Origin of the sequence: Marinobacter antarcticus, from assembly GCF_900142385.1 — a bacterium.
Taxonomy (GTDB): Bacteria; Pseudomonadota; Gammaproteobacteria; order Pseudomonadales; family Oleiphilaceae; genus Marinobacter; species Marinobacter antarcticus.
Genome location: NZ_FRAQ01000001.1, coordinates 1,154,067 through 1,179,306, shown reverse-complemented (window position 1 = coordinate 1,179,306; position 25,240 = coordinate 1,154,067). Strand labels below are relative to the sequence as shown.

Genomic DNA, 25,240 nt, shown 5'->3' with positions numbered 1-25,240 from the left:
AGGCTTGCCAGTCAAAACCAGATTTCCGTAGTATTTTTACTACGAACAACCCAAGAACTCTGACCGAAACGTGAAACCTTCTGACAAACCATAAAGATAATTACGATTAGTTACGTAATAATGCCTTTTTTTAGAACACCAAACAACCAGACTCAGACCATCGTCGTAGTCGTTGAAGCGTTTATTTTTTCATTACCGTGCTAAATGATATGGACGCAAGCTCTTGTGAATGACTGACATTATTTTTTCTTTAATTTCATGCTGTTAAAATAAAAATGGAAAACCTTTTACACACCTCTCCCGACTTTTTAATTAGACCTGAAACTAAACGCCAATTTATGTATACTCGCCTGCCCATTTTTTGACCACCGGAGCGGCATCAATTTTGCCCTCCTGACATTTCATACTTTCAACCACAGAGGGCGAGCCATGAACTCCATCGTCACCTTTCCCAATCGGATTCCCACCGCAGAATTCGAGGAACGACGCTTCAAGGTTTACACAGACCGCCAGCTAGACAAGATCGAGATAATACAAAACCTCCCCGAGGACACCCTGTTTGAGATGAAGGTGGTTGCAAGCGTGCTGCCCTTCCGGGTGAATGAGTATGTGATCAACGAACTGATCAACTGGGACAAGGTGCCCAACGATCCCATCTATCAGCTGGTCTTCCCACAAAAAGGCATGCTGAAAGACGAGCATTTCGAACGCATGGCCAGGATGCACCGGGAAGGTGCCGAGAAAAAGGAGATTCAGGCGGTCGCAAAAGAAATCCGCGAGGAACTGAACCCTCACCCAGCCGGCCAGATGGAAATGAACATGCCAGAGCTGGAAGGCGAAGTTCTCGACGGTGTACAGCACAAGTACCGCGAGACAGTGCTGTTCTTCCCTGCCCAGGGCCAGACCTGCCACTCTTATTGCACTTTCTGTTTCCGCTGGGCGCAGTTCGTGGGCGATAAAGACCTGAAGATGTCCAGCACCGAGGCCGGGAAACTGCATGGCTATCTGCAGGAGCACACCGAAGTAACCGATCTTCTGGTCACCGGTGGCGATCCCATGGTAATGAAAACCAAGAGCCTGGTTCAGTACCTTGAACCACTGCTACAGCCAGAGTTCGATCACATCCAGACCATCCGCATCGGCACCAAGGCCCTGACCTTCTGGCCATACCGTTTCGTGACCGACAAGGATGCAGATGAGCTGATCGACCTGTTCGCGAGACTTGTGGACGCAGGCAAGCATGTTGCGATCATGGCGCATTACAACCACTGGCAGGAAATCACCACCGACATCGCCGAAGAGGCCATCCGCCGTATCCGCGCTACCGGCGCCGAAATCCGCGCGCAAGGCCCGCTGATCAAACACGTGAACGATGACGCAGATGCCTGGGCCAAGCTCTGGAAGAAGGAAGTCCAACTCGGCATCATTCCTTACTACATGTTTGTAGAGCGCGACACCGGCGCCAAGAACTACTTTGAAGTGCCCCTTGCGGAAGCCTTCCAGATTTACCGCGAAGCCATGAAAAAAGTCAGCGGCCTGGCACGCACCGCCCGCGGCCCCAGCATGAGTGCCGGCCCTGGCAAGGTGGAGATTCAGGGGATAGCTGAGGTTCACGGCGAGAAAGTCTTTGTGCTGCGCTTCCTGCAGGGCCGTAACCCGGACTGGGTGCAGCGTCCGTTCTTTGCCAAGTACAGTGAGACAGCCACCTGGCTGCACGAGCTGGAGCCTGCGTTCGGAGAGGAGAAGTTCTTCTTTGAAGAGGAGTTTGAGCAGATGAAAAGAGGGAACGGATAGGCATTAGCCACACAACTTCTAAAACCCGGGCATCGCGCCCGGCTTTTAGAAACGCTACAAGTCGGGCACACTTTCTCCTGACTTGTTTTTACCCTGTCGGGTCCCGGATCAATGCATCATCGTATAGAGCTTACGCCGATAGGTACGCACATCCGGATTGTTATTACCCAGTTTCTCAAACAGCTCAACCAACGTGGTTCTGGCAACTTCATCCTTGTACTTGCTGTCTACACGCATCAGCCGAATCAGTAACTCCATCGCTTCAGCATTTTTTTCCAGCAACACATTATGAAGTGCCAGCAAGTGCAAAGCATTGGGATCTTTCGGATCCTGCTCCAGTGCCATTTCCAGATCCTTCACGGGCGGCAACTCTGCAGACTGCTTCAGAAACTTTATTCTGGCTGCCAGCTGTTTTGCCTGGTGTTGCAGTTTTTCCTCCGGCGGCAAGCTTTCAAGAACCTGCTCAGCGGTTTCAAGATCACCGGCTTCGGCTTTCAGCTGGGCAAGGTCGATCAGCACCTTCAGGTTCTCCGGATCTTTTTGGTTCATCTCGGTAAGAATACCCAGCGCGCCGTCGGTATCGCCTTCGTCCCAGATGCGATGAGCCTTCTCGTACGGATCCTCCTCAGGCAGCGCCACGTGCTTCTCCAGCACCTTGCGGATTTCGCTCTCTGGCAGGGCTGAGTTAAAGCCATCCACAGCCTGGCCATCTTTCACAAGAATAATCGTGGGCAGGCTGCGCACACCCAGGCTGGATGTGAGCTGTTCCTGCTCATCCGCATTCACTTTGGCAAGCCGGAATGCACCCTGGTATTCGTTTACCAGCTTTTCCAACAGGGGCATAAGCTGTTTACAAGGCGCACACCATTCAGCCCATACATCCACAAGCACGGGTGCGGACGAGGATGCATCCATGACCTCTTGCTGAAAGTTTTCCATGGTGGCTTCAAATATATGGGGAGAGCTGCTCATGTCGGGCACCTGAAATGTTCATTGTTGGTTAGTGCCTAGATGGGGCACCCGGCCTCGGAATTCAAGAGTCTCAAATCAAGGTATTAACCGCACCTATGCTTGAAAATATGACTTTAGGCTCTAGTTAGTGGGAAGACACTCCTCTCTTCAGGAAGCAGATACCGCATGAATCACGACAACGGCAAAGACTCGCTGGAAGATTTCGAGGAAGACGTTACCGAATACATCGGCAAAAACGAACACAGCAAAGACCTGGCTTTGCCCCAGCAATCCATGCCCAAGCGGATGTATGTGCTGCCCGTGTCAAACCGGCCGTTTTTCCCGGCACAGGTGCAGCCTGTCATGGTCAATCAGAACCCGTGGCAGGAGACACTCAAACGCGTGAGTGAAACTGACCACAAAATGCTGGGGATCTGTTTTGTCGATGATCAACAGTCCGGGCAAAACGTACCCCAGAGCAGCGAGCTGGCTACCGTTGGCTGCGCTGTGCGCGTTCATCACGCACAGAATAAAGACGGCAATGTTCAGTTTATTGCACAGGGTCTGCAGCGTTTTCGTATTGTGCAGTGGTTACGCCGCAAGCCTCCGTATCTGGTGGAGGTTGAGTACCCGCAAGAGCCTGAAGAAGATGCTGATGAAACCAAAGCCTATACTCTGGCGATCATCAGTGCGATCAAAGAACTCCTTCGCACCAACCCGCTGTATGGCGAGGAAGTAAAACAGTACCTTTCGCGCTTTGGCCCGGAAGACAGCTCCCCTCTTACAGATTTTGGCGCCTCCATGACCAGCGCCCCCGGCAAGGAACTGCAAGACATCCTTAGCACATTACCCTTGCTGAGGCGCATGGAGAAAGTACTTCTATTGATGCGCAAAGAACTGGAAGTGGCACGCCTGCAGTCTGAAATCAGCGAAGAAGTGAATGAGAAGGTACAGAAGCACCAGCGTGATTTCTTCCTGAAAGAACAGCTAAAAGTTATCCAGCGCGAGCTGGGCATGTCGAAGGACGATAAAACGGCGGATGCCGAGCGCTTTGAAAACCGAATGGCGGAGTTGAACCCGCCTGAGGCAGTGCAAGAGCGTTTTGACGAGGAGTTGCAGAAGCTGCAAATTCTGGAGCAGGGTTCGCCGGAGTATGGTGTTACCCGCAATTATCTGGATTGGCTGACGCAGGTGCCCTGGGGCCAGCACTCTGAGGATCAGTTTGATCTGGCAGAGGGTCGCCGTATCCTGGATCAGGATCACGATGGCCTTGGCGATGTAAAAGATCGAATTATCGAGTTCCTTGCAGAAGGCACATTCAAAGGCGAAGTCAGCGGGTCAATTCTTCTGCTCGTTGGCCCGCCGGGCGTTGGTAAAACCTCCATTGGCCATTCCGTGGCGGATGCTCTCGGGCGCAAGTTCTATCGGTTCAGCGTGGGCGGCATGCGCGATGAGGCTGAGATCAAAGGCCACAGGCGCACCTATATCGGCGCCATGCCCGGCAAGTTTGTGCAGGCCCTGAAAGACACCAAGGTAGCCAACCCGGTAATCATGCTCGACGAGATCGACAAAATCGGCGCCTCCTATCAGGGTGACCCCGCCTCTGCCCTTCTGGAAACTCTGGACCCGGAGCAGAACAAGGAGTTTCTGGATCACTACCTGGATGTCCGCATGGACCTGTCCAAGGTGTTGTTCATCTGCACGGCCAACCAGCTCGATACCATTCCCCGGCCGCTTCTGGACCGTATGGATGTGATCCGTCTGTCTGGCTATATCGGCGAAGAAAAGCTGGCCATCGCGAAGCATCATTTATTGCCGCGCCTGCTGAAGCGGGCCGGGCTTCTGAAGAAGCAATTCAACATTAGCGATGCCGCGATCCGGCAGGTAATCGAGGGCTATGCCCGTGAAGCGGGCGTCCGGAATCTGGAAAAGCTACTGCACAAAGTCATGCGCAAAGGCATCGTAAAACTACTGGAAGCCCCGGACGAACCAGTGAAGGTAGGCGTAGCAGACCTGCAGGAATATCTGGGACAACCGGCGTTCCGGAAAGAGAAATCACTCAAGGGTGTTGGAGTGGTAACCGGCCTCGCCTGGACTGCCATGGGCGGCGTAACACTCAACATAGAAGCCACCCGGGTGCACACCAGCCAGCGTGGCTTCAAACTGACCGGCCAGCTGGGTGATGTAATGAAAGAATCGGCAGAAATCGCCTACAGCTACATCTGCTCAAACCTGAAGCGGTTCAAGGGCGACCCTGGTTTTTTCGATAAATCCTTCGTGCACCTGCATGTACCGGAAGGTGCAACACCCAAGGACGGCCCCAGTGCCGGCGTCACTATGGCAACGGCCCTGCTGTCTATCGCCCGCAGGGAAGCGCCTCAGCAAAATACGGCAATGACCGGCGAGCTGACACTCACCGGCCAGGTTCTTCCCGTGGGAGGCATACGCGAGAAAGTCATCGCAGCCCGTCGGCAGAAAATCAGCAACCTGATTCTGCCTGAAGCGAACCGCGGGGATTACGAGGAGCTGCCGGATTATCTCCGGGAAGGCCTGACCGTCAACTTCGCCAAGCATTACAACGATGTGTTTCAGGTGTGCTTTGGCAATAAGCCCCGCACAGGCTCCTCCGTGCACTGAAGCGATGGAGAAAGAAAAGGCTTACGCCTTTTCTTTCCAGCCATCGTCCTTCAGCACAGGGCCGACGTCGAGCACGGGTGATGCGTCTATGTCGTCAGCATCCATCATGTTCGCGACACGCTGAAGAGACGCGAGGATCATGTTCTGTTCCCACTCATGAAGATTCTGGAACTTCTTGATGAAGTCTTCCTGCAGAGGGTTCGGGGCACGGGAAAGTATGTCCGCACCATCCTCGGTCAAGTGCGCGTGAACCTTGCGCTTGTCCTGCGTGCTGCGAACACGGTAGACCAATTGCCGGTGCTCCAGGCGATCGAGGATGGTCGTAACCGTGGCCTGGCTGAGGCTGACCTTGTCGGCGATGGTGCCGATGGTAACCTCACCCAGATCCCGGATTGTCCGCATGATCAATAGTTGCGGGCCAGTAAGCCCGGCATTCTTGCTAAGACGCTTGGAATGAAGATCCGTTGCCCGGATAACACGTCTGAGTGCCACCAGAACATGCTCATGATTGTTCACTGTGTTACTGCTCCGCTGAAGCCTTCCGACTTTTTGTTTACACCACTAACTATTAGAGGTCCTCGCACCCTCGAATGCAAGTAGCGGTTTCCCCTCAGATGAACTCAAGGCGGTGCGTTGGTCGATGCCAGCTTCGAAAAGTTGCATGACCAAGACAGCTTCCGCACACTGGCGTTCCCGGATCATCCCGACAGCACCAAAGCTTGAACCGGAGAATGTCAAATAATCAAAGAAGCCTCAGGCTAGCTTGACAAGGCAGGATGTGTAGTGTTTGTTTAGCACTCTGAGAACATAAGAATAACCCTGAACCAAACAGGATAGACATAATGACAACTTCACTGAAAAAACTCGTAACCGCCGTTAGCGCTACTGTTGCCCTCATGGGCGCCGGCCACGCAGCCGCGGAAATTCAGATCGGTATCGCAGGCCCAATGACCGGGCCCGTTGCCCAATATGGTGACATGCAGTTCTCCGGCGCGCGTATGGCCATTGAGCGGATCAACGCCAAAGGCGGCGTGATGGGCGAGAAGCTCGTCGCCGTAGAATACGATGACGTGTGTGACCCCAAGCAGGCCGTTACGGTCGCAAACCGACTGGTTAACGACGGCGTCCGATATGTTATCGGCCACCTCTGCTCCAGCTCGACCCAGCCCGCCTCAGACATTTATGAGGACGAAGGCATTCTGATGATAACACCAGCCTCAACCAGCCCGGAGATCACCGAGCGTGGTTATGAGCTGATCTTCCGCACCATTGGCCTCGACAGCATGCAAGGCCCGGTTGCCGGGAACTACATCGCGAGCCAGAACCCGAAGAGTGTTGCGATCATTCACGATAAGCAGCAGTACGGTGAGGGCATTGCGACTGCAGTCCGTGACACGCTGAAAGACAAAGGCATCGAAATTGCCATGTTTGAAGGTGTTACCGCCGGCGCCAAAGACTTCTCATCCCTGGTAACCAAGCTCAAGCAAGCCAATGTGGATTTCGTGTACTATGGTGGCTATCACCCTGAGCTGGGCCTCATCCTGCGCCAGGCGCGTCAGGCAGGCCTGGATGCCAAATTCATGGGTCCTGAAGGTGTTGGTAACAAAGACATCAACACCATTGCGGGTGAAGCCGCTGAAGGGCTTCTGGTAACCCTGCCACCAAGCTTCAACGAAAAAGCAGAAAACCAGGATCTGGTAAAGGCATTCGAAGCCAAGGGTGAAGACCCTTCAGGCCCGTTCGTGCTGACCTCCTACGCCGCCGTTCAGCTGGTTGCTGACGGTATCGAAGCTGCGCAATCGAAAGACCCGTTCGACGTTGCTGCGGCCTTGCGCAGCGGCAGCTTTGAAACACCGATCGGTACTGTGCAGTACGATAAAGCCGGCGATATGAAGTCATTTGAGTTTGTTGTGTTCGAATGGCATTCAGATGGCAGCAAAACTCCGGTAAACTAAGCCTGATCGTTAATAAACGGTAATCATGAGAACACCTTCTCACCGCGATCCGGGAGAAGGTGTTTTTCTAGGCTCCTTTTGATCCTGTCTCACTTTCGGCCCGGTTATCCCGTGTCTGGGGTGTTTCAGGGGAGGGAGCGGGCATCCGGAGTCAAATAACAATGCAAGACCTCCTGTATTTCTCTCAGCAGTTCATCAATGGGCTGACGATCGGGAGCGCCTATGCCCTGATCGCCATCGGTTACACGATGGTCTACGGCATCATAGGCATGATCAACTTTGCCCATGGTGAGATCTATATGATCGGCGCCTATACCGCGCTTATCGCCATTACAGGCCTGACAGCTCTCGGCGCTGCCTGGCTCCCTCTGATTCTTATCGTTGCGCTTCTATGCGCCATGATCGTTTCCAGCACCATGGGCTGGGCGGTGGAACGGGTTGCCTATCGCCCGGTGCGCGGCCGTCATCGCCTGATCCCGCTGATCTCTGCAATCGGTATGTCCATCTTCCTGCAGAACTACGTTCATCTCGCACAGGGCTCCCGCAACATTGGCTTTCCGGCACTTATTGAAGGCGGATTCAATTTTGGCTCTGATGGGCATTTCAAGATGTCACTGTCTTACATGCAGATCACTATTTTTGTGACCACGCTGATCTGTATGACGGCACTCTCGCTGTTCATTTCCCGCTCCCGTACCGGCCGCGCCTGCCGGGCAGTTTCTCAGGATCTTGGCATGGCCAGCCTGCTGGGCATTGATACCAACCGTATTATCTCTGCCACCTTTATAATTGGTGCCGCACTGGCAGCAGTTGCTGGCCTGCTCCTGGGCATGTATTACGGCTCGGTTGACCCATTGTTCGGCTTTATCGCAGGGCTCAAGGCCTTTACCGCAGCCGTGCTCGGTGGCATTGGCAGCATTCCCGGTGCAATGCTTGGCGGCCTGATTCTTGGCGTGTCGGAAAGCATGACCTCCGGCTATCTCAGCGGTGAATACAAAGACGTTGTCTCCTTCGGCTTGCTGATCCTCATTCTGCTGTTCAAACCCACGGGCCTGCTTGGAAAACCGGAGGTTGAGAAGATCTGATGGCTGCTAACAACTATAGACACGCGCTGTTCTGTGCAATTGTCACGCTGATTATTTCTGTCCCGATCCTCGGGCTCAATCTGGAAGCCGAGGGCATCAACATCACGCTCACCGGAGCCAAAACTTCAACGTACATTGCTATTGCACTGGCCGCCGTTGCAGTATTTGTATTCCAGGCGTTTCGTGATTCGCTCTTGAGCGTGCTGGGCACACTGCCCAAGCTTAACCCTCTCGCAAACAAAGAACCCATGGAGCAATCCAAGCGGGTAAAACTGGAATCCTGGGTAATGACCGGGCTCGTCGTGCTCGCCCTGTTCTGGCCATTTTTTGTTTCCCGGGGCTCTGTCGATCTGGCCACACTGGTGCTGATTTACATCATGCTGGCGCTGGGCCTTAACGTGGTCGTCGGCCTCGCCGGCCTGCTCGACCTTGGGTATGTTGCCTTCTATGCGGTTGGCGCCTACACCTTCGCCCTGTTATCACAGTACACAGGCATTTCGTTCTGGATGGCTCTGCCCATAGGGGCTTTGCTTGCTGGGCTGTTCGGCCTGCTGTTGGGCTTTCCAGTATTGCGCCTGCGCGGGGATTATCTGGCCATCGTCACCCTTGGCTTTGGCGAAATTATTCGCATCCTGCTTAATAACTGGACAAGCCTGACCGGTGGCCCGAATGGCATAGGTGGCATTCCTGACCCCACTCTGTTCGGTATGGAGTTTGGCCGACGCGTCAAGGAAGAAGGCAATACGTCGTTCCATGAAACCTTTGGTATTGCATACAACAGTGAACACAAAATAATTTTTCTGTATTTGATTGCCCTGGTGCTTGCGGTTATCACCGCTCTGGTTATCCGCCGCTTTATGCGCATGCCGGTAGGGCGCGCGTGGGAGGCCCTGCGGGAAGATGAGATAGCAGCTCGCTCTCTCGGCCTCAGCCGCACCGCGGTCAAGCTCTCAGCCTTCACCATTGGAGCGTTCTTCGCCGGTTTTGCAGGTACGGTATTTGCCTCCAAGCAAGGCTTTATCAGCCCGGAATCCTTTGTGTTCCTGGAATCTGCGATCATTCTGGCGATTGTGGTTCTCGGCGGTATGGGGTCGCAGCTTGGCGTCATACTGGCGGCGATTGCGGTGACCGTTCTGCCGGAACTGGCAAGGGAGTTTTCCGAATACCGCATGTTGATTTTCGGTGCTGCCATGGTGTTGATGATGGTCTGGCGACCACAGGGTCTGCTGCCTATGCGCCGCATACATATCAAACTGAACAAGCAGGAGTGACAGACAATGCTTGAAGTACAGAATCTGTCCATGCGCTTTGGCGGCCTGCTTGCGGTAGACCAGGTTTCACTGGACGTTCAGGAACGGGAAATTGTTTCCATTATCGGCCCGAACGGGGCCGGTAAAACCACCGTATTCAACTGCATGAGCGGGTTTTACAAGCCTACCGGTGGCAAGATCCTCTTCGAAGGCAAGGAAATGCAAGGCAAGCCGGACTACAAGATTTCCCGGCTGGGCATGGTGAGAACCTTCCAGCACGTTCGTCTGTTCACTCAGATGTCCGTTGTGGAAAACCTGCTTGTTGCCCAACACCGCCACCTCAATACCAACATGCTTGCTGGACTTCTTGGCACACCCAACTACAAGAAGCGGGAGCAGAAAGCGCTTGATCGCGCCGCTTACTGGCTTGAGCGTGTAGGCCTTCTGGACCTCGCCAACAGGGATGCAGGCAACCTTGCATACGGCCAGCAGCGACGCCTTGAAATAGCACGCTGCATGGTCACAGAACCCAAACTTCTGATGCTGGACGAGCCGGCGGCCGGCCTCAACCCTGCGGAAACCAAAGAACTCAATCAACTTATCGTAAGTCTGAAAGAGGACTACAACGTTTCCGTGGTGCTGATTGAGCACGACATGAGCCTGGTAATGGATATTTCCGACCGGATTAACGTCATCAACCAAGGGCGCCCCCTTGCCAGTGGCACTCCGGAAGAAATCCGCCAGAACGACGACGTGATCAAAGCTTACCTGGGCGAGGCCTGAATATGAGCATGCTTGTACTAGAAGACGTACACACCCATTACGGCAAAATCGAGGCTTTGCACGGGGTTTCTGTTGAAGTTAACCGAGGTGAAATTGTCTCACTGATCGGCGCCAACGGTGCCGGGAAAACCACTCTGCTGATGACCGTATGCGGAACCCCACAAGCCAGTTCAGGGCGCATCATCCTGGAAGGTCAGGATATCACCAACAAGCCCACTGCGCAGATCATGCGTTCAGGTTTGGCGATAGTGCCCGAAGGCCGGCGCATATTTTCCGGCCTGACGGTTGAAGAAAATCTGCACATGGGTGGGTTCTTCAATACCAAATCCGAGATCCGCAAAAGCCAGGCGCACGTTTACGAGCTGTTTCCCCGCCTGCAAGAAAGGGAGCACCAGCGCGCGGGCACCATGTCTGGTGGTGAGCAACAGATGCTGGCCATAGGGCGGGCCCTGATGAGCCGGCCAACCATGATTATTCTGGATGAACCATCACTGGGCCTGGCCCCGCTGGTGATCAAACAGATCTTCGAGATCATCGGTCATCTTCGGGACGAGGGTATTACCGTGTTTCTGGTAGAACAGAATGCTCATAAAGCTCTGCATCTCGCAGATCGTGGCTATGTGCTGGAGACGGGGAAAATCCGCCTGCACGATACAGGGAAAAATCTGTTGGCCAATCCTGATGTGCAGAACGCTTACCTGGGCGGCTAATCCAGCTCTCGCGACACCTTTAAACCGGAGCAGGCTCCGGTTTTTTTATACCCCGGATTTACATCGCTATCCACTGATGAAGCCAAATAGTCTGTTAAAATCAGACAGTCACAGAAGTATAGACTTGCCGTTACCAAATCTGCACTATACTTGAGGTAACGGTCTTTGTGCTTGTTTCCCAGGAATCCGTCGGGGCCGTTCCCGCACAGTCAGCGATAGAGTTGGCTATGTGGTTTTTGCGACGACTATAAAATATACAAAGGAGTGGATAATGAAAAAACTGATCGCAGGTGCAATTCTTCTCGGTGCCTCTTCCATGGCCTTTGCCCAACCGGGCTGCGGCGTTGGCGCCATGATCTGGAAGGGACAATCCGGCATTGCTCCCCACGTACTGGCCGCAACAACCAACGGTTCGTTCGGCAACCAGACATTCGGCATGACCACTGGAACGCTTGGCTGCCAGACCAACGAATCTGTGCAGTCCATGGCCATGTATATGGACAGCAACATCGACAAGGTAGCCCGCGACATGTCTCGCGGTAATGGCGAAAACCTGGACACCCTGGCCGTTCTTCTGGGCGTTGAGGAAGCAGACCGCGGCGCTTTCCGCCAGGTTCTGCAGGATAACTTCGCTGCTATTTTCCCAAGCTCCGACACCACCTCTGGTGAAGCAGTAGACGCGATTGTCGCCCTGCTGGAAAAGAATGAGTCGCTGAGCAAATACGTAGCGGCCTGATAACTGATCTGCAGGGATGCCCGAGCGCCAAGGATGGCGCACTTCCCCGTTTCACCATCTTCTACCGGAACTCGCACATACCCATGGGCAACTCGCTTCGCATTGGGCCAGCTGTGCTTTGGCTCATCATCAGCTTACCTCTGCAGGCTCAGACACAAGCCGCCGACAGCTCACTGCATCTCGACCCGGCATGGCTCACACTCAATCACTACCAGCCCGACAGATTTGGCAACGGCTATACCAGCCAGGCAGATGACCCTGCGTTTTTTCTGAGCGAGGATGGCAAGACCTCTCCAAAAGCCGAACTGGAAGCAACGCTGAATGCGATACAGCAACCGGGAAATGGCAACGATCATGCCCGGTGCCGCTTTCCAGCCCGGGATTCCTGGCTTCGGGAACAGCTTGATTTACCAGCAGAACCAGCAGACTGCCCGGATTACGAGGAATGGACGAAAACGCTTAACACCGAAAGCGTAACCCTGGTTTTTGCAGCCTCATACCTCAACAGCCCGTCATCGATGTTCGGTCACACCTTTCTCAGGCTGGATCCGCCACAAGAAGATGAGCAAACAAACCTACTGCTCGCCAATACGATTTCCTATGCCGCCGATGCCGCCGCCCATGACAGCGAGCTTTTGTTTGCATATCGGGGAATATTCGGAGGCTATCCGGGCATTACCAGCGTGCGACCCTACTACGAAAAAATCCGGCTCTACTCCGATATCGAGCACCGGGATCTGTGGGAATACAAACTGAACCTGAACCAGCAAGAAGTGGACTTCATGCTGGCTCATGCCTGGGAAATCCGGGATCGAAATTTTGACTACTATTTTTTCGATGAAAATTGCGCCTATCGTCTGCTTGCACTCATCGACGTCGCCCGGCCCGGAACAAACCTTCTGGATGAAGTCAGCACGCACGCCATACCGTCCGACACCGTTCGCTGGGTAGTGGACAAAGATCTTGTGGAAAGTGTTCACTATCGCGCATCGGCAGCCACCGCCGTGGCTCACAGCCTGTCGGCGCTGCCCAAATCCCACCAGACACTTGCAGCCGCTATGGCTAATGGGTACGTGGAACCGGACAGCGACGAGGTACTTGCTCTTCCACCCAGGGACCGTGCTCATGTGCTCGATGCCACCTACGACTATGTGCGCTACCAGAGCGAAGCGGACGGCTGGCCAAGGGAGATTGCTGCCCCGCTGTCTCATAACCTGCTGCTGGAGCGCAGTAAAATTGACGGTATTGCACCACTCGAACAACCGCCAGAGCCGCAAGTTCGTGACGATCAGGGCCACGATACGTTTCGTGTGAGCCTCGGCGCGGGGCAACTGGCCCATCGCGAGTTTACCCAACTATCATTCCGGCCCGCCTACCACGATATTCTCGACCCTCCCGCCGGTTACCGCAGAGGCGCCCAACTGCAATTTCTCCGTCTGGATGCACGCTATTACATGGACAACGACGAACTGCAACTGGAACAGCTCACCGGTGTCGAAATCCGCTCCCTGAGCCCCAGAAACGTGTTCTTTTCACCATTGTCCTGGCAGGTTGGCTTTGGTGGCCGCCGCACCGATACCGGCGAAAAACGGGTGCTGACGCCCTACCTTGAAGGTGGCGCGGGCGGCAGCTGGCGCCTCAACCAGCAAACACAGGCCTTTGCCATTGCCACTGCAGATCTGGAAATCGACGACGACCTGCGCCGAGGTTACGATGCCGCTCCCGGCGTCGACATTGGCCTGCTGCATCAGAACAACCGCTTCAGCCTGACCGCCGGCGCCAAAACCAAAGCCTGGATCGCCAGCAGCCAGCACCGGCAAGATCAGGTATACGCAAAAGCCAACTGGCACATCGGCCGTGAATTCAGCCTGTTCGCCGAATTCAGCCGGGAAGATCACTACGACAGGTACCAGAGCACATGGCAAGCCGGACTGCACGCCTACTTCTGAAAACGCCCAAGCTGGGAACATCCTTACTGGCTCTGTTTCTCTCAACTGCTGCGCTGCTGCAAAGCGGCTGCAGCAGCCTGTTCTTCTTCCCGGACAGAACCACCTACATAACGCCGGACCGTCTCAATCTGGCCTACGAAAACGTCTATCTCGACACAGCCGACGGCGAAACCCTCCACGGCTGGTGGCTCCCCGCTGAAAGCGAGCCCCTTGGCACCATCTATTTCCTGCACGGCAACGCCCAGAACATCAGCAGCCACCTGCTCAACGTTGCCTGGCTGCCCGCAGAGGGCTACAACGTCTTCACCATCGACTATCGAGGCTACGGCAAATCCACCGGCGCACCAGACATAGAAGGCGCCCTCCACGACTCCGAGACCGGCCTGCGCTGGCTCACCAGCCAGCCTGACGTCAAGAACACGCCTGTATTCCTCCTGGGCCAAAGCCTGGGCGGTGCTTTAGGGCTGGCCCTCGCCAGTGAATGGGAACAACGAAACGAAACGCCTGAACTCAACGGCGTCATCCTGGATGGCACCTTCTCCGGCTTCCGCGGCATAGCCAGAGAAAAGCTCGCAAACTTCTGGCTCACCTGGCCACTCCAGGCCCCCCTGAGCTGGACGATTCCTGGCGAGTACGAAGGCATGGATCAGATTGCCAACATCAGCCCCGTGCCCATCATGATCATTCACAGCGTCCGTGACGGCATCATCCCCTTCCACCACGGCCAGGCACTCTATGAGGCAGCCGGCGAACCGAAGGAATTCCTGCAGACAGATACGCCCCACGCAGCAACCTTTGTGATTCCGGCTTACAGAAACGCTGTGCTGGAATTTTTAGACCACAAGTAAGTTCTCCGGCGGCGGGTATTGGGTAGGGCTTTTCAAAACTGTGCGGAGCCATGGATGGCGGAGCCAAGCGTACAGGGAAGTATTCACAACGTGTTTTGAAAAGCCCTACCCAATACCGGCTACCTCCAGGCTAGAAGCCAGGAAACAAAAAACCCGCCAATCCAGAGGAAAGGCGGGTTTTTAGTAGCTGCTAGCTATCAGTCAGAAAAGTCAGTCGGCTGCTCGCCTTCTTTCACTTCCTTCATAGACAGCTTCACACGGCCACGATTGTCCACATCCAGAACTTTAACCAGAACTTCCTGACCTTCTTTAAGCTCGTCAGTTACGTTCTCGATCCGGCGATCAGAGATCTGGGAAATGTGCACCAGACCATCCTTGCCAGGCAGGATGTTAACAAAGGCACCGAAGTCCACAATGCGCTCAACGCGACCCTTGTAGATAGCACCAACCTCGATCTCTGCAGTGATTTCCTTAACCCGGTTAACCGCCGCCTGGGCCGCTTCCTGATTATCTGCGTAGATCTTCACGTTACCGTCGTCATCCAGATCAATGGAAGCACCGGTCTCGTCACAGATAGAGCGGATCATAGAACCACCCTTACCGATAACGTCACGGATCTTCTCAGGGTTGATCTTGATTGTGGTAATACTGGGAGCGCGCGGAGAAAGCTCGGTACGCGACTCGGAGATAACCTTGTTCATCTCACCCAGAATGTGCTGACGGGCTCCATTAGCCTGCTCCAGAGCAAGCTCCATGATCTCGTCGGTAATGCCCTGGATCTTGATGTCCATCTGCAGAGCAGTAATACCATCTTTGGTGCCGGCAACCTTGAAGTCCATGTCGCCCAGGTGATCTTCATCACCCAGAATGTCGGTCAGAATGGCAAACTTGTCGCCTTCCTTGACCAGACCCATGGCGATACCAGCTACTGCAGCTTTCAGCGGTACACCAGCATCCATCAGCGCGAGGCTTGAACCACAAACAGACGCCATGGAGCTGGATCCGTTGGATTCAGTGATCTCGGAGACCGCACGAATGGCATACGGGAACTCTTCCATTGTCGGCATAACCGCCATCACACCGCGTTTGGCCAAACGACCGTGACCAACTTCACGACGACCAGGGGTACCAACACGGCCAGCTTCGCCTACGGAATACGGAGGGAAGTTGTAATGGAACAGGAACGGATCCTTACGCTCGCCTTCCAGCGCGTCGATCGTCTGCACGTCACGGGAAGTACCCAGAGTCGTCGTAACAATCGCCTGAGTTTCACCACGGGTGAACAGCGCAGAACCGTGAACGCTTGGCAGAATGCCCACTTCAATTTCGATCGGACGAACCGTTTTGTTGTCACGGCCATCGATGCGCGGTTTGCCATCAATAACCTGCTGGCGAACCACTGACTTCTCGATCTTGCCAAAGTTCTTTTTAACGTCGTCTGCGGAAGGCTGGCCTTCCTCTTCGCCTGCCAGCTTCTCGACTGCAGCCGCTTTGATTTCGCCAAGGCGCTCGTAACGGGCCATCTTGTCGTGAATGCCATAGGCTTCTTCGATAGCACCGGCAAACTCTGACCTGATCGCGGCCAGCAATTCGGTGTTTTCAGCAGCTGGCTGCCAATCCCAACGCGGCTTGCCATTTTCAGCGGCAAATTCCTTGATCGCTGCAACGGCTGTCTGCATTTCCTGATGCGCAAACAAAACGCCACCCAGCATCTGATCTTCGCTCAGGCCTTTGGCTTCGGACTCAACCATCAAAACCGCATCTTCAGTGCCGGCAACGATCATGTCCAGCAGGGAGGTTTTCAGGTCTTCGAAACTCGGGTTCAGGAAGTAACCCTTCTCGTTGGTGTAACCAACGCGGCTGGCACCGATTGGGCCGGCAAAAGGAATGCCGGAAATTGCCAGGGCTGCCGAAGCGGCCAGCATTGCGGCAATGTCCGGATCCTGGTTTTTGCTGGATGACATAACCGTACAGATAACCTGTGTCTCATTCATATAGCCGTTCGGGAACAGCGGACGAATCGGACGGTCGATCAGACGGGATGTCAGGGTTTCTTTCTCGGAAGGACGACCTTCGCGCTTGAAGAAGCCACCAGGAATTTTACCAACGGCATAGGTTTTTTCGAAATAGTTAACAGTCAGCGGGAAAAACGGCTGACCCGGCTTGGCTGTCTTGGCACCTACAACGGTGCCAAGAACCGAAATATCACCCACGGTGACCAGAACGGAACCTGTCGCCTGACGGGCAATACGGCCCGTTTCCAGAGTGACGGTTTCGCCACCCAGTTCAAATGATTTCTTACGCGGTTGCAGATCCACAACGAACTCCTGCGTTATCTGTTCAGAATGATTGAAGTGCGACTCTGAAGTTGCTCTGCCTGAAAGCTAACAGGCTGTTGTAAAACCCCGGCCAGGCAATCGATACGCTGCAATTGCGTATCGCCCGGGCTTTCAACAACCTGCTATCAACTTCGGCTTTCCAATGCGACAGAAAATTCCAGATTCACTAAAATACTTGATGCGGTGATGAAAAACACAACCGGCAGGCCCCCTGAGGAACCCGCCGGCTGGTGGCTACCACCGAAACTCTGGTGCAGCCGTCAGGTCGTAAGACCGGATTTAGCGGCGCAGTCCCAGACGCTTGATCAGCTCCAGGTAACGGTCACCGTTCTTCCGACGAAGGTAGTCCAACAGTTTACGACGCTGGTTTACCATCCGGATCAGACCACGGCGGGAATGATGATCCTGCTTGTTGATCTTGAAGTGATCCTGCAGCTTGTTGATGTTGGCGCTCAGCAGTGCAACCTGCACTTCCGGGGAACCAGTATCACCATCAGCTTGCTGATAATCTTGAACGATCTGTGCCTTCTCGTTGGCATCTAATGCCATAAATCACCTCATGTTTGCGATGCTGTCAAATCCGGCCGAACCGCGCATCTCTACAGCCCGGCTATACAGCGGTTTACTTATCGTTTACCGCTGTCACTTACCAGCCGGCGGGGCACCAGTTTGGTTTCCTCCCCTTCCGGCAATGCTTCTGCGAGCCCAACAAAACCTTCGTTGCCGTAAATGCGCACGAAGCCGTCAAAGGCCCGACCCGGTATTCTAACCGGTTGTCCGTTCAATATCGACACCAAAGGCTGGCCCGACAGGCGGTGCTCCGGGAACATAGAGAGCGCAGCATCAGGCGCAACCAACAGGCCGTCCAGGCTTTCTCCACGCTCACGTATGGCCTCAAGATCAGGCACTGCATGGACATCGGCAAGAGTAAACCCTGCCGCCAGCGTACGTCTAAGTGCAATAACATGAGCACCGCAACCCAGAACCTCGCCGATATCTTCAACGAGTGAGCGAATGTACGTACCCTTGGTACACTTCACGGCGATATCCATTTCGTTCTCTCGTACATCAAGAAGCCGGAGTTCATAAATGGTTACCGGGCGCGCAGGGCGCTCCACTTCAATGCCTTCACGGGCATATTCGTAAAGCGGGCGTCCATTGTGTTTGAGCGCGGAATACATGGAGGGAACTTGCTGGATATTGCCACGAAACTGCTCGAGCACGGGCTCAAGCACTTCCGGTGACAAGCCTGCCGGCACCGGCTTTGTAGCTACGACAGAGCCTTCGCTGTCACCCGTTTCGGTGCGCTCGCCGAGCCTTGCCGTAGCAATGTATGCCTTGTCACTGTCCAGCATCATCTGCGAGAACTTTGTAGCCTCTCCGAAACAAAGAGGAAGCACGCCGGTCGCCAGCGGGTCCAGAGCACCGGTATGACCCGCCTTGGCCGCGCCGTAAAGGCGCTTGACCTCCTGCAGGATACCGTTAGAGGTAATACCCAGTGGCTTGTCGATTACCAGAATGCCATTAACATCACGGCCTTTACGTCTGCGGCTCAAGCCTTTGACTCCGGATCGCTCTGATTATCACTCTGGCTGTCGTCATTCCGCTCAACGGGTGACTTATCACCAACGGCTTCACGGATCAGACTGTCCATCCTGCGGCTATAGCCCTGCAGCGCATCAAAGTGGAACCGTAACTGCGGTACAACCCGCAGTTTCATGGCTCTTCCCACTTGCCCGCGAAGGAACCCGGCAGCCCTATTCAGTACAGAAATCGAATCCTTGACCTCGGGAGACTCAGCGGTGAGTTCCTCGGTAGTCAACAGAGAGACATAGATATCGGCGTAGCCAAGGTCACGACTGACCTTGACTGCATTGACCGTTACCATGCCTAACCGTGGATCCTTGACCTCGCGCTGAATCAGCTGGGCAAGCTCACGCTGCATCTGATCGCCAATGCGATCAATACGACTGAACTCTCTAGCCATCAGGCCCCCGTAGATTCGAGTTTACGCTCGACTCTGACACGATCGAAGACTTCGATCTGGTCACCGACCTTCACGTCGTAGCCTTTAACGCCGATACCACATTCCATACCGTTGCGGACTTCAGGCACGTCGTCCTTGAAGCGGCGCAGGGATTCCAGCTCGCCTTCGAAGATAACCACGTTGTCACGCAGTACACGAATCGGCTTGTTCCGGTAAACATTGCCTTCAGTCACCATGCAGCCAGCAACCTGACCGAACTTCGGTGAACGGAACACATCGCGAACGTCTGCAATCCCGATGATGTCTTCGCGGAATTCCGGCGCCAGCATGCCGGTCAACGCTGCTTTCACATCGTCCAGCAGGTTATAAATGATGCTGTAATAGCGAAGATCCAGACCTTCCTGCTCAACCAGACGCTTGGAAGCCGTATCCGCACGCACGTTGAAGCCGAAAATAACGGCGTTGGTGGCCATTGCAAGGCTTACGTCCGTTTCGGCAATACCACCGACACCGGAGGACACGATCTTCACCTGAACTTCTTCATTGCCCAGATCCATCAGCGACTTGGTGATCGCCTCAAGAGAGCCGCGAACGTCCGTTTTAAGGACAACATTGAGGCTTTTCACTTCGTCCTTGCCCATGTTCTCGAACAAGTTCTCCAGCTTGGCAGCCTGCTGACGCTGCAGCCGCTGCTCGCGCTCACGGATGTGGCGGAACTCAGCCAGCTCTTTGGCCTTGCGCTCGTCGGCTACTGCAAAGAACTCGTCGCCCGCATTCGGCGTGCCATTGAGGCCAAGAATTTCGACCGGAATAGACGGACCAGCTTCTTTCACCTGTTTGCCAGCTTCGTCGGTCATAGCGCGCACCTTGCCGAAGCAGGAGCCTGCAACAACCATATCTCCCTGGCGCAGCGTACCGTTCTGAACAAGCACTGTCGCTACAGAACCGCGGCCACGCTCAAGGCTGGATTCAACCACAACGCCTTGTGCAGGCGAGTCGGGTGAAGCTTGCAGCTCAAGAATCTCTGCTTGCAGAAGCACTGCTTCCAGCAGATTGTCGACGCCATCACCTGAGTGAGCGGAGATAGGCACGAACTGAACGTCGCCGCCCCAGTCTTCCGGAATAACGTCAATCGCCGCCAACTCGTTCTTCACGCGGTCGGGGTCTGCCTGTTCTTTGTCCATCTTGGTAATGGCGACAACAATAGGCACACCGGCAGAGCGGGCATGCTGTACCGCTTCTTTAGTTTGCGGCATGACGCCATCATCTGACGCTACAACCAGGATAACGATATCCGTGCATTGGGCACCACGGGCACGCATCGCGGTGAAAGCCGCGTGGCCCGGAGTATCCAGGAACGAGATCATGCCGTGATCAGTTTCCACATGGTACGCACCGATATGCTGGGTAATACCACCGGATTCGCCAGAGGCAACCTTGGTACGCCGGATGTAATCCAGCAGCGACGTTTTACCGTGGTCAACGTGGCCCATCACACTCACAACAGGAGCGCGCTTGGCCATTTCCTTGCCTTCGATGCTGAATTCGCTGAGCACACCCTCTTCAAAAGCATCGTCACTGATCGGCTTGGCTTTGTGGCCCAGCTCTTCAACGACCAGCGTGGATGTTGCCTGATCCAGCGGTTGATTAATGGTTGCCATCACGCCCATGCCCATCAAGGTCTTGATGACATCACCGGATTTGACGGCCATCCGCTGGGCAAGATCGCCAACGGTAATAATTTCAGGAATTTCTACTTCTCTGACCATTGGTTTGGTCGGCCTCTCGAAGCCATGACGCTTCTCTTTGGGTTTCTTTTTCGCACGCAGTGGTTTACGTAACGTGGTGTCATCGTCGTCTTCCGAGATCACCAGCGGCTCATCTGTGGAGCGACTGCGTGGACCACGATGGCCAGCCTGTTTCTTCTTGGGCTTGCCGTCGTCAGTTTCGTCGCCGCGCTCACGAACTTTTTCTTTCTTTTTCTTCGGCTTCCGGTCCTTGCCATCACCTTCTGGCGGCGGCATCGGCATATCTTCCGGAGCTGGAACCGGCTCGGGTTCTGGAGCTTTTTTCGGTTCAGCCTTCTCAGCAGAAGCCTTATCTTCAGCAACCGGCTCTTCCGCTTTCACCGCGTCATCAGCAGCTTCTGCACCTGCCTGCGTCGGCGCCACGTTGACGGCCGGCCCTTCCTGAGGCTGCTCCACCTTCGGCGCTTCTTGCAACTCTTCCGGAGCCTCTGCTTCTGGCTCAGGCGCATTCTCTGCGCGCTTTACATAAGTGCGCCGCTTGCGCACCTCAACATTGACGGTCTTGGCCTTACCAGCCTTGAGCGTGGTTGTCGTTTTGCGCTTCAGCGTAATCTTGTTCGGCTCAGCGTCTGCTTCACCGTGGGTCTTTCTCAGATAAGCCAGCAACTGCTGCTTCTCATCACTGGATACAGCGTCGTTTTCTGAGCGGGCTTTCAAGCCGGCTTCCACGATCTGCTTCAGCAAACGATCCACGGGAGCGCCTACATCTTCGGCCAGTTGTTTTACCGTTACTTCAGCCATACTGGTCTCCTCCCGAATTAAGCCTGGTCTTCAAACCAGGGGGCGCGTGCGGTCATAATCAGTTGTCCTGCACGCTCTTCATCCATACCTTCGATTTCAAGCAAGTCGTCAACCGACTGCTCCGCCAGATCTTCCATGGTACGCACACCCATGCCGGCGAGTTTAAACGCCAGGCCGCGATCCATTCCGTCCATACTCAGAAGATCTTCTGCCGGCTCCGCGCCGTCGAGGGCTTCTTCGCTGGCCAAGGCCTGATTCAACAGGGCATCCTTGGCGCGACGGCGTAGTTCCGTGACGGTGTCTTCGTCAAAACCTTCAATCGCCAGCATCTCTTCCATGGGCACATAGGCGACTTCCTCAATAGAGGTAAAGCCCTCTTCAATCAGCACACCGGCGAACTCTTCATCAACGTCGAGGTGGGCGGTAAAGTGCTCAACCAAGGTATTATACTCCTGCTCCTGGCGCTGACCGGCTTCTTCTTCCGTCATCACATTCAGCGTCCAGCCTGTGAGTTCGGTAGCCAGGCGCACATTCTGCCCATTACGGCCGATAGCCTGCGCCAGATTGTCCTCTGCAACGGCTACTTCCATAGTATGACGATCTTCGTCCATCACAATGGAAGCCACTTCTGCAGGGGCCATAGCGTTAATCACCAGCTGCGCGGGATTATCATCCCATAGAACTATGTCTACACGCTCACCGCCCAGTTCGTTGGAAACAGCCTGAACGCGGGAGCCGCGCATGCCGACACAGGCGCCAACCGGATCAATACGACGGTCGTTGGTTTTAACCGCAATCTTTGCGCGTGAACCGCAATCCCGGGCTGCACCGCGGATTTCAATCAGCTCTTCTGCGATCTCGGGCACTTCAATGCGAAACAGTTCAATCAGCATCTGCGGTGCAGAACGGCTCAGAATCAGCTGGGGGCCGCGATGATCGGTGCGAATTTCGAGCAGCAATGAACGTACCCGATCACCCATGCGGAATGTCTCGCGTGGGATCAGATGTTCTCTGGGCAGCAGCGCTTCGGCGTTAGCACCAAGATCCACAATGACGTTGTCACGGGTGACCTTCTTCACGGTACCCGAAACCAGTTCGCCAACGCGATCACGATAGCTATCGACGATTTTACTGCGCTCAGCCTCGCGCACTTTCTGGAAGATGATCTGCTTCGCAGCCTGAGCACCGATGCGACCAAACGCAACCGACTCTGCTTTCTCTTCGTATATATCACCCGGCTTCAGCGCAGGATCAATTTCCTGGGCTTCCTGGAACGTCAGCTCCGTACCCAATGCAGGCACAGCATCGTTATCAACAATCAGCCAACGACGGAAGGTTTCGTACTCACCCGTGCGACGGTCAATCGACACGCGCACATCAGACTCTTCATCTTCGTAACGTTTTTTGGCAGCGGTGGCGAGTGCCAGCTCGATCGCCTCGAATATCACGTCCTTCTCGACGCCTTTTTCGTTCGAGACGGCTTCAACCACCAGCAAGATCTCTTTACTCATTGGATTGCCCTGCTCTGAAAATAAACTGTGCATCTACTGAGTTGTTCAAACGGTTCACTCGAATACCGGAATAATCTGGGCTTTATCAATACTGTCAAAAGGCAGCAGATACTCGTGGTCATCAACAACCACGACAATATCCTCACCCTCAACACCTTTAATAAGCCCCTGAAACTTGCGCCGACCTTCAAACGCCATGCGCAAGCGGATTTGTACCTGATGCCCTACAAATGCCTGATACTGTTCAGGCCGAAACAGCGGGCGATCCATCCCCGGAGAAGAAACCTCCAGTGTGTACTCGGTCTTGATAGGATCTTCAACATCCATCACGCCACTGACCTGACGACTGACTTTCTCGCAGTCCTCGATGCCGATGCCGTTCTCGACATCGTCTATAAAGACTCGCAGCAGAGATTGATAGCCCTGGGAACGGAACTCAATGCCCCAGAACTCGTAACCCAAACCTTCCACCACTGGCCGAAGAATGTCTTCCAATTGTTTAAGCTTGCCTGACAAGTTAGGCGGTCTCCATTATCAAATTTACCGGCACCAAAAACAAAAAAAGGGCTGTTAATCAGCCCTTTTTACGCACCAGGGCCCGTTGCGCCAGGCCCCTTAATCAAAAAGCCCCGATAACTGGGGCTCTTTGTTGCAAGAACTCGCAGGAAGCAAACCGGTAAACCGCTTCCTGCTGACAGACACCTGGCCTGCCAGAAACCCAACAACAAAAGGTGTCAGGCTCCAATATCCGCCGGAGTATAGAGACGCCGAACGGACTGGTCAAGGACTGACCAAAAAAACGGCTTGGATAGTTCAAGCCTAGTCCAAGCCGCTTTTCTTCTTAATTGGTGCCCAAGGCCGGACTCGAACCGGCACGACTTTCGCCACTACCCCCTCAAGATAGCGTGTCTACCAATTCCACCACTTGGGCAACACTCTTACTCGAGCACGGGGAGATCAGACTCCCCGCTCCCGGTTTCGCTTTTGGCAGCATCAGCATTATCGGCAGCACCCTGAGCAGGGGCCTGACGGGATTCCTTAACAACCGGAATACCTGCCTCACCTGCCACTTCCGCGCGCTGCTTGGCAAACACTGCCAGCGAGAAACTTGTTACAAAGAATACGATTGCGAGCATAGCTGTCATGCGGGTCAGAAAACTGCCACTGCCCTGACTACCGAATACAGTCTGAGACGCACCGCCACCACCAAAGGCTGCACCTGCGTCCGCACCTTTACCCTGCTGGATCAGTACCAGACCCACCAGCGCCACCGCGATCACCACGTGCACAACAACTACTAGTGTTTCTATCCAATCCATATTGACTCTCGCGAACCTTTAACTTTAGGCACCCGTCGGAAAAGACCGACAGATACTCATAAATTCTTTTGCGACCAGCGATGCGCCGCCAATTAAACCGCCGTCTACATCCGGCTCTGAAAAAAGAGCAGCTGCATTATCCGATTTTACACTGCCGCCGTAAAGCAGCGAAATCTCTTCGGCCGGGGCGCCCATATCTTTCAGGACGCTCCGTATAGCTGCGTGCATAGCCTGAGCATCATCTGAGGTTGCCGTTTTACCGGTACCAATTGCCCAGACCGGCTCGTAAGCTACCACGATACTCTGCCACTCACCTTGTGACACCGACGATAAGCCTGTGCGCACCTGGCCAGCAACCACTGCTTCAGCCTGCCCGGACTCACGCTCTTCCAGTGTTTCGCCAACACACACAATGGCGTTCAAACCACTGGCAACAACAAGCGACACTTTCTCCGCAACCATCTCGTCGGATTCACCGAAAAGCTGGCGGCGCTCAGAGTGACCTACGAGCACATAGCGGCAACCTGAATCTTTAGCCATACCCGGGGAAATCTCCCCAGTATAAGCACCCGACTGCCACCGACCTACATTCTGAACGCCAACTGATACGGCGCCTTGGGCCTGTTTCACCACATCCCCGATATAAATTGCGGGAGGAATAATAACAACCTCTACGCCGTTATCAAGAGACACGGCCTCGGACCGGACATCGCCAACCAGTTTTTCCGAGAGGTCTTTCGACCCGTTCATCTTCCAGTTTCCGGCTACAATCCTGCGTCGCATAACAGTTCCCGAATGTAAGGGAGGGCGCACTATACAGCAGTCCCTCAAAGCAGA

The 25,240-nt window shown here is 54.5% G+C and carries 21 protein-coding genes and 1 tRNA gene; 10 read left to right on the top strand and 12 right to left on the bottom strand.

All coding sequences use genetic code 11. The features are described 5' to 3' along the window. Window positions 1–429: 429 nt before the first annotated feature. Window positions 430–1,794: a KamA family radical SAM protein gene (locus BUA49_RS05505; RefSeq protein WP_072796158.1), complete on the top strand. Its 1,365-nt coding sequence runs from the start codon at window positions 430–432 to the stop codon at window positions 1,792–1,794. A 108-nt stretch (window positions 1,795–1,902) separates the two neighbouring features. Here the strand turns inward: BUA49_RS05505 and BUA49_RS05500 are convergent, their stop codons facing one another. Then, window positions 1,903–2,766: a thioredoxin family protein gene (locus BUA49_RS05500; protein WP_072796156.1), complete on the bottom strand. Its 864-nt coding sequence runs from the start codon at window positions 2,764–2,766 to the stop codon at window positions 1,903–1,905. A 165-nt stretch (window positions 2,767–2,931) separates the two neighbouring features. Here BUA49_RS05500 and lon point away from each other — a divergent pair, with 165 nt between their 5' ends. After that, window positions 2,932–5,382 (top strand): endopeptidase La, encoded by a 2,451-nt coding sequence (gene lon, locus BUA49_RS05495; RefSeq protein ID WP_072796154.1) that lies wholly within the window; start codon window positions 2,932–2,934, stop codon window positions 5,380–5,382. Window positions 5,383–5,403: 21 nt separating this feature from the next. Here the strand turns inward: lon and BUA49_RS05490 are convergent, their stop codons facing one another. Further along, window positions 5,404–5,898 carry a MarR family winged helix-turn-helix transcriptional regulator gene (locus BUA49_RS05490; RefSeq protein WP_072796152.1) on the bottom strand — a complete coding sequence of 165 codons (495 nt, stop codon included), beginning with the start codon at window positions 5,896–5,898 and terminating at the stop codon, window positions 5,404–5,406. Between the two features lie 326 nt (window positions 5,899–6,224). Here BUA49_RS05490 and BUA49_RS05485 point away from each other — a divergent pair, with 326 nt between their 5' ends. The 8 genes from BUA49_RS05485 (at window position 6,225) to BUA49_RS05450 (ending at window position 14,698) form a co-directional block, all read left to right on the top strand. Then, a complete protein-coding gene (locus tag BUA49_RS05485) occupies window positions 6,225–7,337 on the top strand; it encodes a branched-chain amino acid ABC transporter substrate-binding protein (RefSeq protein WP_072796150.1) in 1,113 nt (370 codons plus the stop codon). A gap of 161 nt (window positions 7,338–7,498) precedes the next feature. Continuing rightward, window positions 7,499–8,422, top strand: a complete 924-nt coding sequence (gene livH / locus BUA49_RS05480) for a high-affinity branched-chain amino acid ABC transporter permease LivH (RefSeq protein WP_072796148.1) — start codon at window positions 7,499–7,501, stop codon at window positions 8,420–8,422. Further along, window positions 8,422–9,693, top strand: coding sequence for a high-affinity branched-chain amino acid ABC transporter permease LivM (gene livM, locus BUA49_RS05475; RefSeq protein ID WP_072796146.1), 1,272 nt, complete (start codon window positions 8,422–8,424; stop codon window positions 9,691–9,693). The genes livH and livM overlap by 1 nt, the downstream gene beginning before the upstream one ends. 6 nt (window positions 9,694–9,699) lie before the next feature. Beyond that, window positions 9,700–10,455, top strand: coding sequence for a high-affinity branched-chain amino acid ABC transporter ATP-binding protein LivG (gene livG, locus BUA49_RS05470; protein WP_072796145.1), 756 nt, complete (start codon window positions 9,700–9,702; stop codon window positions 10,453–10,455). A gap of 8 nt (window positions 10,456–10,463) precedes the next feature. Beyond that, entirely contained in the window at window positions 10,464–11,165 is a 702-nt protein-coding gene (locus BUA49_RS05465) for an ABC transporter ATP-binding protein (RefSeq protein WP_072797688.1), read from the top strand. A 271-nt stretch (window positions 11,166–11,436) separates the two neighbouring features. Further along, on the top strand, window positions 11,437–11,901 hold the full coding sequence (locus BUA49_RS05460) for a DUF3015 domain-containing protein (protein ID WP_072796143.1): 465 nt from the start codon (window positions 11,437–11,439) through the stop codon (window positions 11,899–11,901). 83 nt (window positions 11,902–11,984) lie between these two features. Beyond that, a complete protein-coding gene (locus BUA49_RS05455; protein ID WP_072796142.1) occupies window positions 11,985–13,850 on the top strand; it encodes an Lnb N-terminal periplasmic domain-containing protein in 1,866 nt (621 codons plus the stop codon). Continuing rightward, window positions 13,820–14,698: an alpha/beta hydrolase gene (locus tag BUA49_RS05450; protein WP_072796140.1), complete on the top strand. Its 879-nt coding sequence runs from the start codon at window positions 13,820–13,822 to the stop codon at window positions 14,696–14,698. The genes BUA49_RS05455 and BUA49_RS05450 overlap by 31 nt, the downstream gene beginning before the upstream one ends. A 197-nt stretch (window positions 14,699–14,895) precedes the next feature. Here the strand turns inward: BUA49_RS05450 and pnp are convergent, their stop codons facing one another. From pnp to tpiA, 10 genes are all read right to left on the bottom strand, one after another. Next, window positions 14,896–17,010, bottom strand: coding sequence for a polyribonucleotide nucleotidyltransferase (gene pnp / locus BUA49_RS05445; RefSeq protein WP_175547577.1), 2,115 nt, complete (start codon window positions 17,008–17,010; stop codon window positions 14,896–14,898). A gap of 306 nt (window positions 17,011–17,316) precedes the next feature. After that, window positions 17,317–17,586, bottom strand: a complete 270-nt coding sequence (gene rpsO, locus BUA49_RS05440; RefSeq protein WP_072796136.1) for a 30S ribosomal protein S15 — start codon at window positions 17,584–17,586, stop codon at window positions 17,317–17,319. Window positions 17,587–17,663: 77 nt separating this feature from the next. Continuing rightward, window positions 17,664–18,593, bottom strand: coding sequence for a tRNA pseudouridine(55) synthase TruB (truB, locus tag BUA49_RS05435; protein ID WP_072796134.1), 930 nt, complete (start codon window positions 18,591–18,593; stop codon window positions 17,664–17,666). Continuing rightward, window positions 18,590–19,024, bottom strand: a complete 435-nt coding sequence (rbfA, locus tag BUA49_RS05430) for a 30S ribosome-binding factor RbfA (RefSeq protein ID WP_072796133.1) — start codon at window positions 19,022–19,024, stop codon at window positions 18,590–18,592. Before rbfA ends, truB begins: the two co-directional genes overlap by 4 nt. Further along, window positions 19,024–21,573 carry a translation initiation factor IF-2 gene (gene infB, locus BUA49_RS05425; protein ID WP_072796131.1) on the bottom strand — a complete coding sequence of 850 codons (2,550 nt, stop codon included), beginning with the start codon at window positions 21,571–21,573 and terminating at the stop codon, window positions 19,024–19,026. The genes rbfA and infB overlap by 1 nt, the downstream gene beginning before the upstream one ends. Window positions 21,574–21,590: 17 nt before the next feature. Then, window positions 21,591–23,084 (bottom strand): transcription termination factor NusA, encoded by a 1,494-nt coding sequence (gene nusA / locus BUA49_RS05420; RefSeq protein ID WP_072796129.1) that lies wholly within the window; start codon window positions 23,082–23,084, stop codon window positions 21,591–21,593. A 54-nt stretch (window positions 23,085–23,138) separates the two neighbouring features. Next, on the bottom strand, window positions 23,139–23,600 hold the full coding sequence (gene rimP, locus BUA49_RS05415) for a ribosome maturation factor RimP (RefSeq protein ID WP_072796127.1): 462 nt from the start codon (window positions 23,598–23,600) through the stop codon (window positions 23,139–23,141). A gap of 330 nt (window positions 23,601–23,930) precedes the next feature. Then, window positions 23,931–24,015 (bottom strand) — tRNA-Leu (locus BUA49_RS05410). Between the two features lie 7 nt (window positions 24,016–24,022). Further along, window positions 24,023–24,403 (bottom strand): preprotein translocase subunit SecG, encoded by a 381-nt coding sequence (secG, locus tag BUA49_RS05405; protein WP_072796125.1) that lies wholly within the window; start codon window positions 24,401–24,403, stop codon window positions 24,023–24,025. A 24-nt stretch (window positions 24,404–24,427) separates the two neighbouring features. Continuing rightward, window positions 24,428–25,186 (bottom strand): triose-phosphate isomerase, encoded by a 759-nt coding sequence (gene tpiA / locus BUA49_RS05400; RefSeq protein ID WP_072796123.1) that lies wholly within the window; start codon window positions 25,184–25,186, stop codon window positions 24,428–24,430. Window positions 25,187–25,240 lie beyond the last annotated feature (54 nt).

What these genes read in the sequence shown, in the direction of transcription:
- BUA49_RS05505 (WP_072796158.1), top strand. Translation starts at nt 430, where the DNA reads ATGAACTCCATCGTCACCTTTCCCAATCGGATTCCCACCGCAGAATTC.
- BUA49_RS05500 (WP_072796156.1), bottom strand. Translation starts at nt 2,766, where the DNA reads ATGAGCAGCTCTCCCCATATATTTGAAGCCACCATGGAAAACTTTCAG.
- lon (WP_072796154.1), top strand. Translation starts at nt 2,932, where the DNA reads ATGAATCACGACAACGGCAAAGACTCGCTGGAAGATTTCGAGGAAGAC.
- BUA49_RS05485 (WP_072796150.1), top strand. Translation starts at nt 6,225, where the DNA reads ATGACAACTTCACTGAAAAAACTCGTAACCGCCGTTAGCGCTACTGTT.
- livH (WP_072796148.1), top strand. Translation starts at nt 7,499, where the DNA reads ATGCAAGACCTCCTGTATTTCTCTCAGCAGTTCATCAATGGGCTGACG.
- livM (WP_072796146.1), top strand. Translation starts at nt 8,422, where the DNA reads ATGGCTGCTAACAACTATAGACACGCGCTGTTCTGTGCAATTGTCACG.
- livG (WP_072796145.1), top strand. Translation starts at nt 9,700, where the DNA reads ATGCTTGAAGTACAGAATCTGTCCATGCGCTTTGGCGGCCTGCTTGCG.
- BUA49_RS05465 (WP_072797688.1), top strand. Translation starts at nt 10,464, where the DNA reads ATGCTTGTACTAGAAGACGTACACACCCATTACGGCAAAATCGAGGCT.
- BUA49_RS05460 (WP_072796143.1), top strand. Translation starts at nt 11,437, where the DNA reads ATGAAAAAACTGATCGCAGGTGCAATTCTTCTCGGTGCCTCTTCCATG.
- BUA49_RS05455 (WP_072796142.1), top strand. Translation starts at nt 11,985, where the DNA reads ATGGGCAACTCGCTTCGCATTGGGCCAGCTGTGCTTTGGCTCATCATC.
- BUA49_RS05450 (WP_072796140.1), top strand. Translation starts at nt 13,820, where the DNA reads ATGGCAAGCCGGACTGCACGCCTACTTCTGAAAACGCCCAAGCTGGGA.
- rpsO (WP_072796136.1), bottom strand. Translation starts at nt 17,586, where the DNA reads ATGGCATTAGATGCCAACGAGAAGGCACAGATCGTTCAAGATTATCAG.
- rbfA (WP_072796133.1), bottom strand. Translation starts at nt 19,024, where the DNA reads ATGGCTAGAGAGTTCAGTCGTATTGATCGCATTGGCGATCAGATGCAG.
- infB (WP_072796131.1), bottom strand. Translation starts at nt 21,573, where the DNA reads ATGGCTGAAGTAACGGTAAAACAACTGGCCGAAGATGTAGGCGCTCCC.
- nusA (WP_072796129.1), bottom strand. Translation starts at nt 23,084, where the DNA reads ATGAGTAAAGAGATCTTGCTGGTGGTTGAAGCCGTCTCGAACGAAAAA.
- secG (WP_072796125.1), bottom strand. Translation starts at nt 24,403, where the DNA reads ATGGATTGGATAGAAACACTAGTAGTTGTTGTGCACGTGGTGATCGCG.
- tpiA (WP_072796123.1), bottom strand. Translation starts at nt 25,186, where the DNA reads ATGCGACGCAGGATTGTAGCCGGAAACTGGAAGATGAACGGGTCGAAA.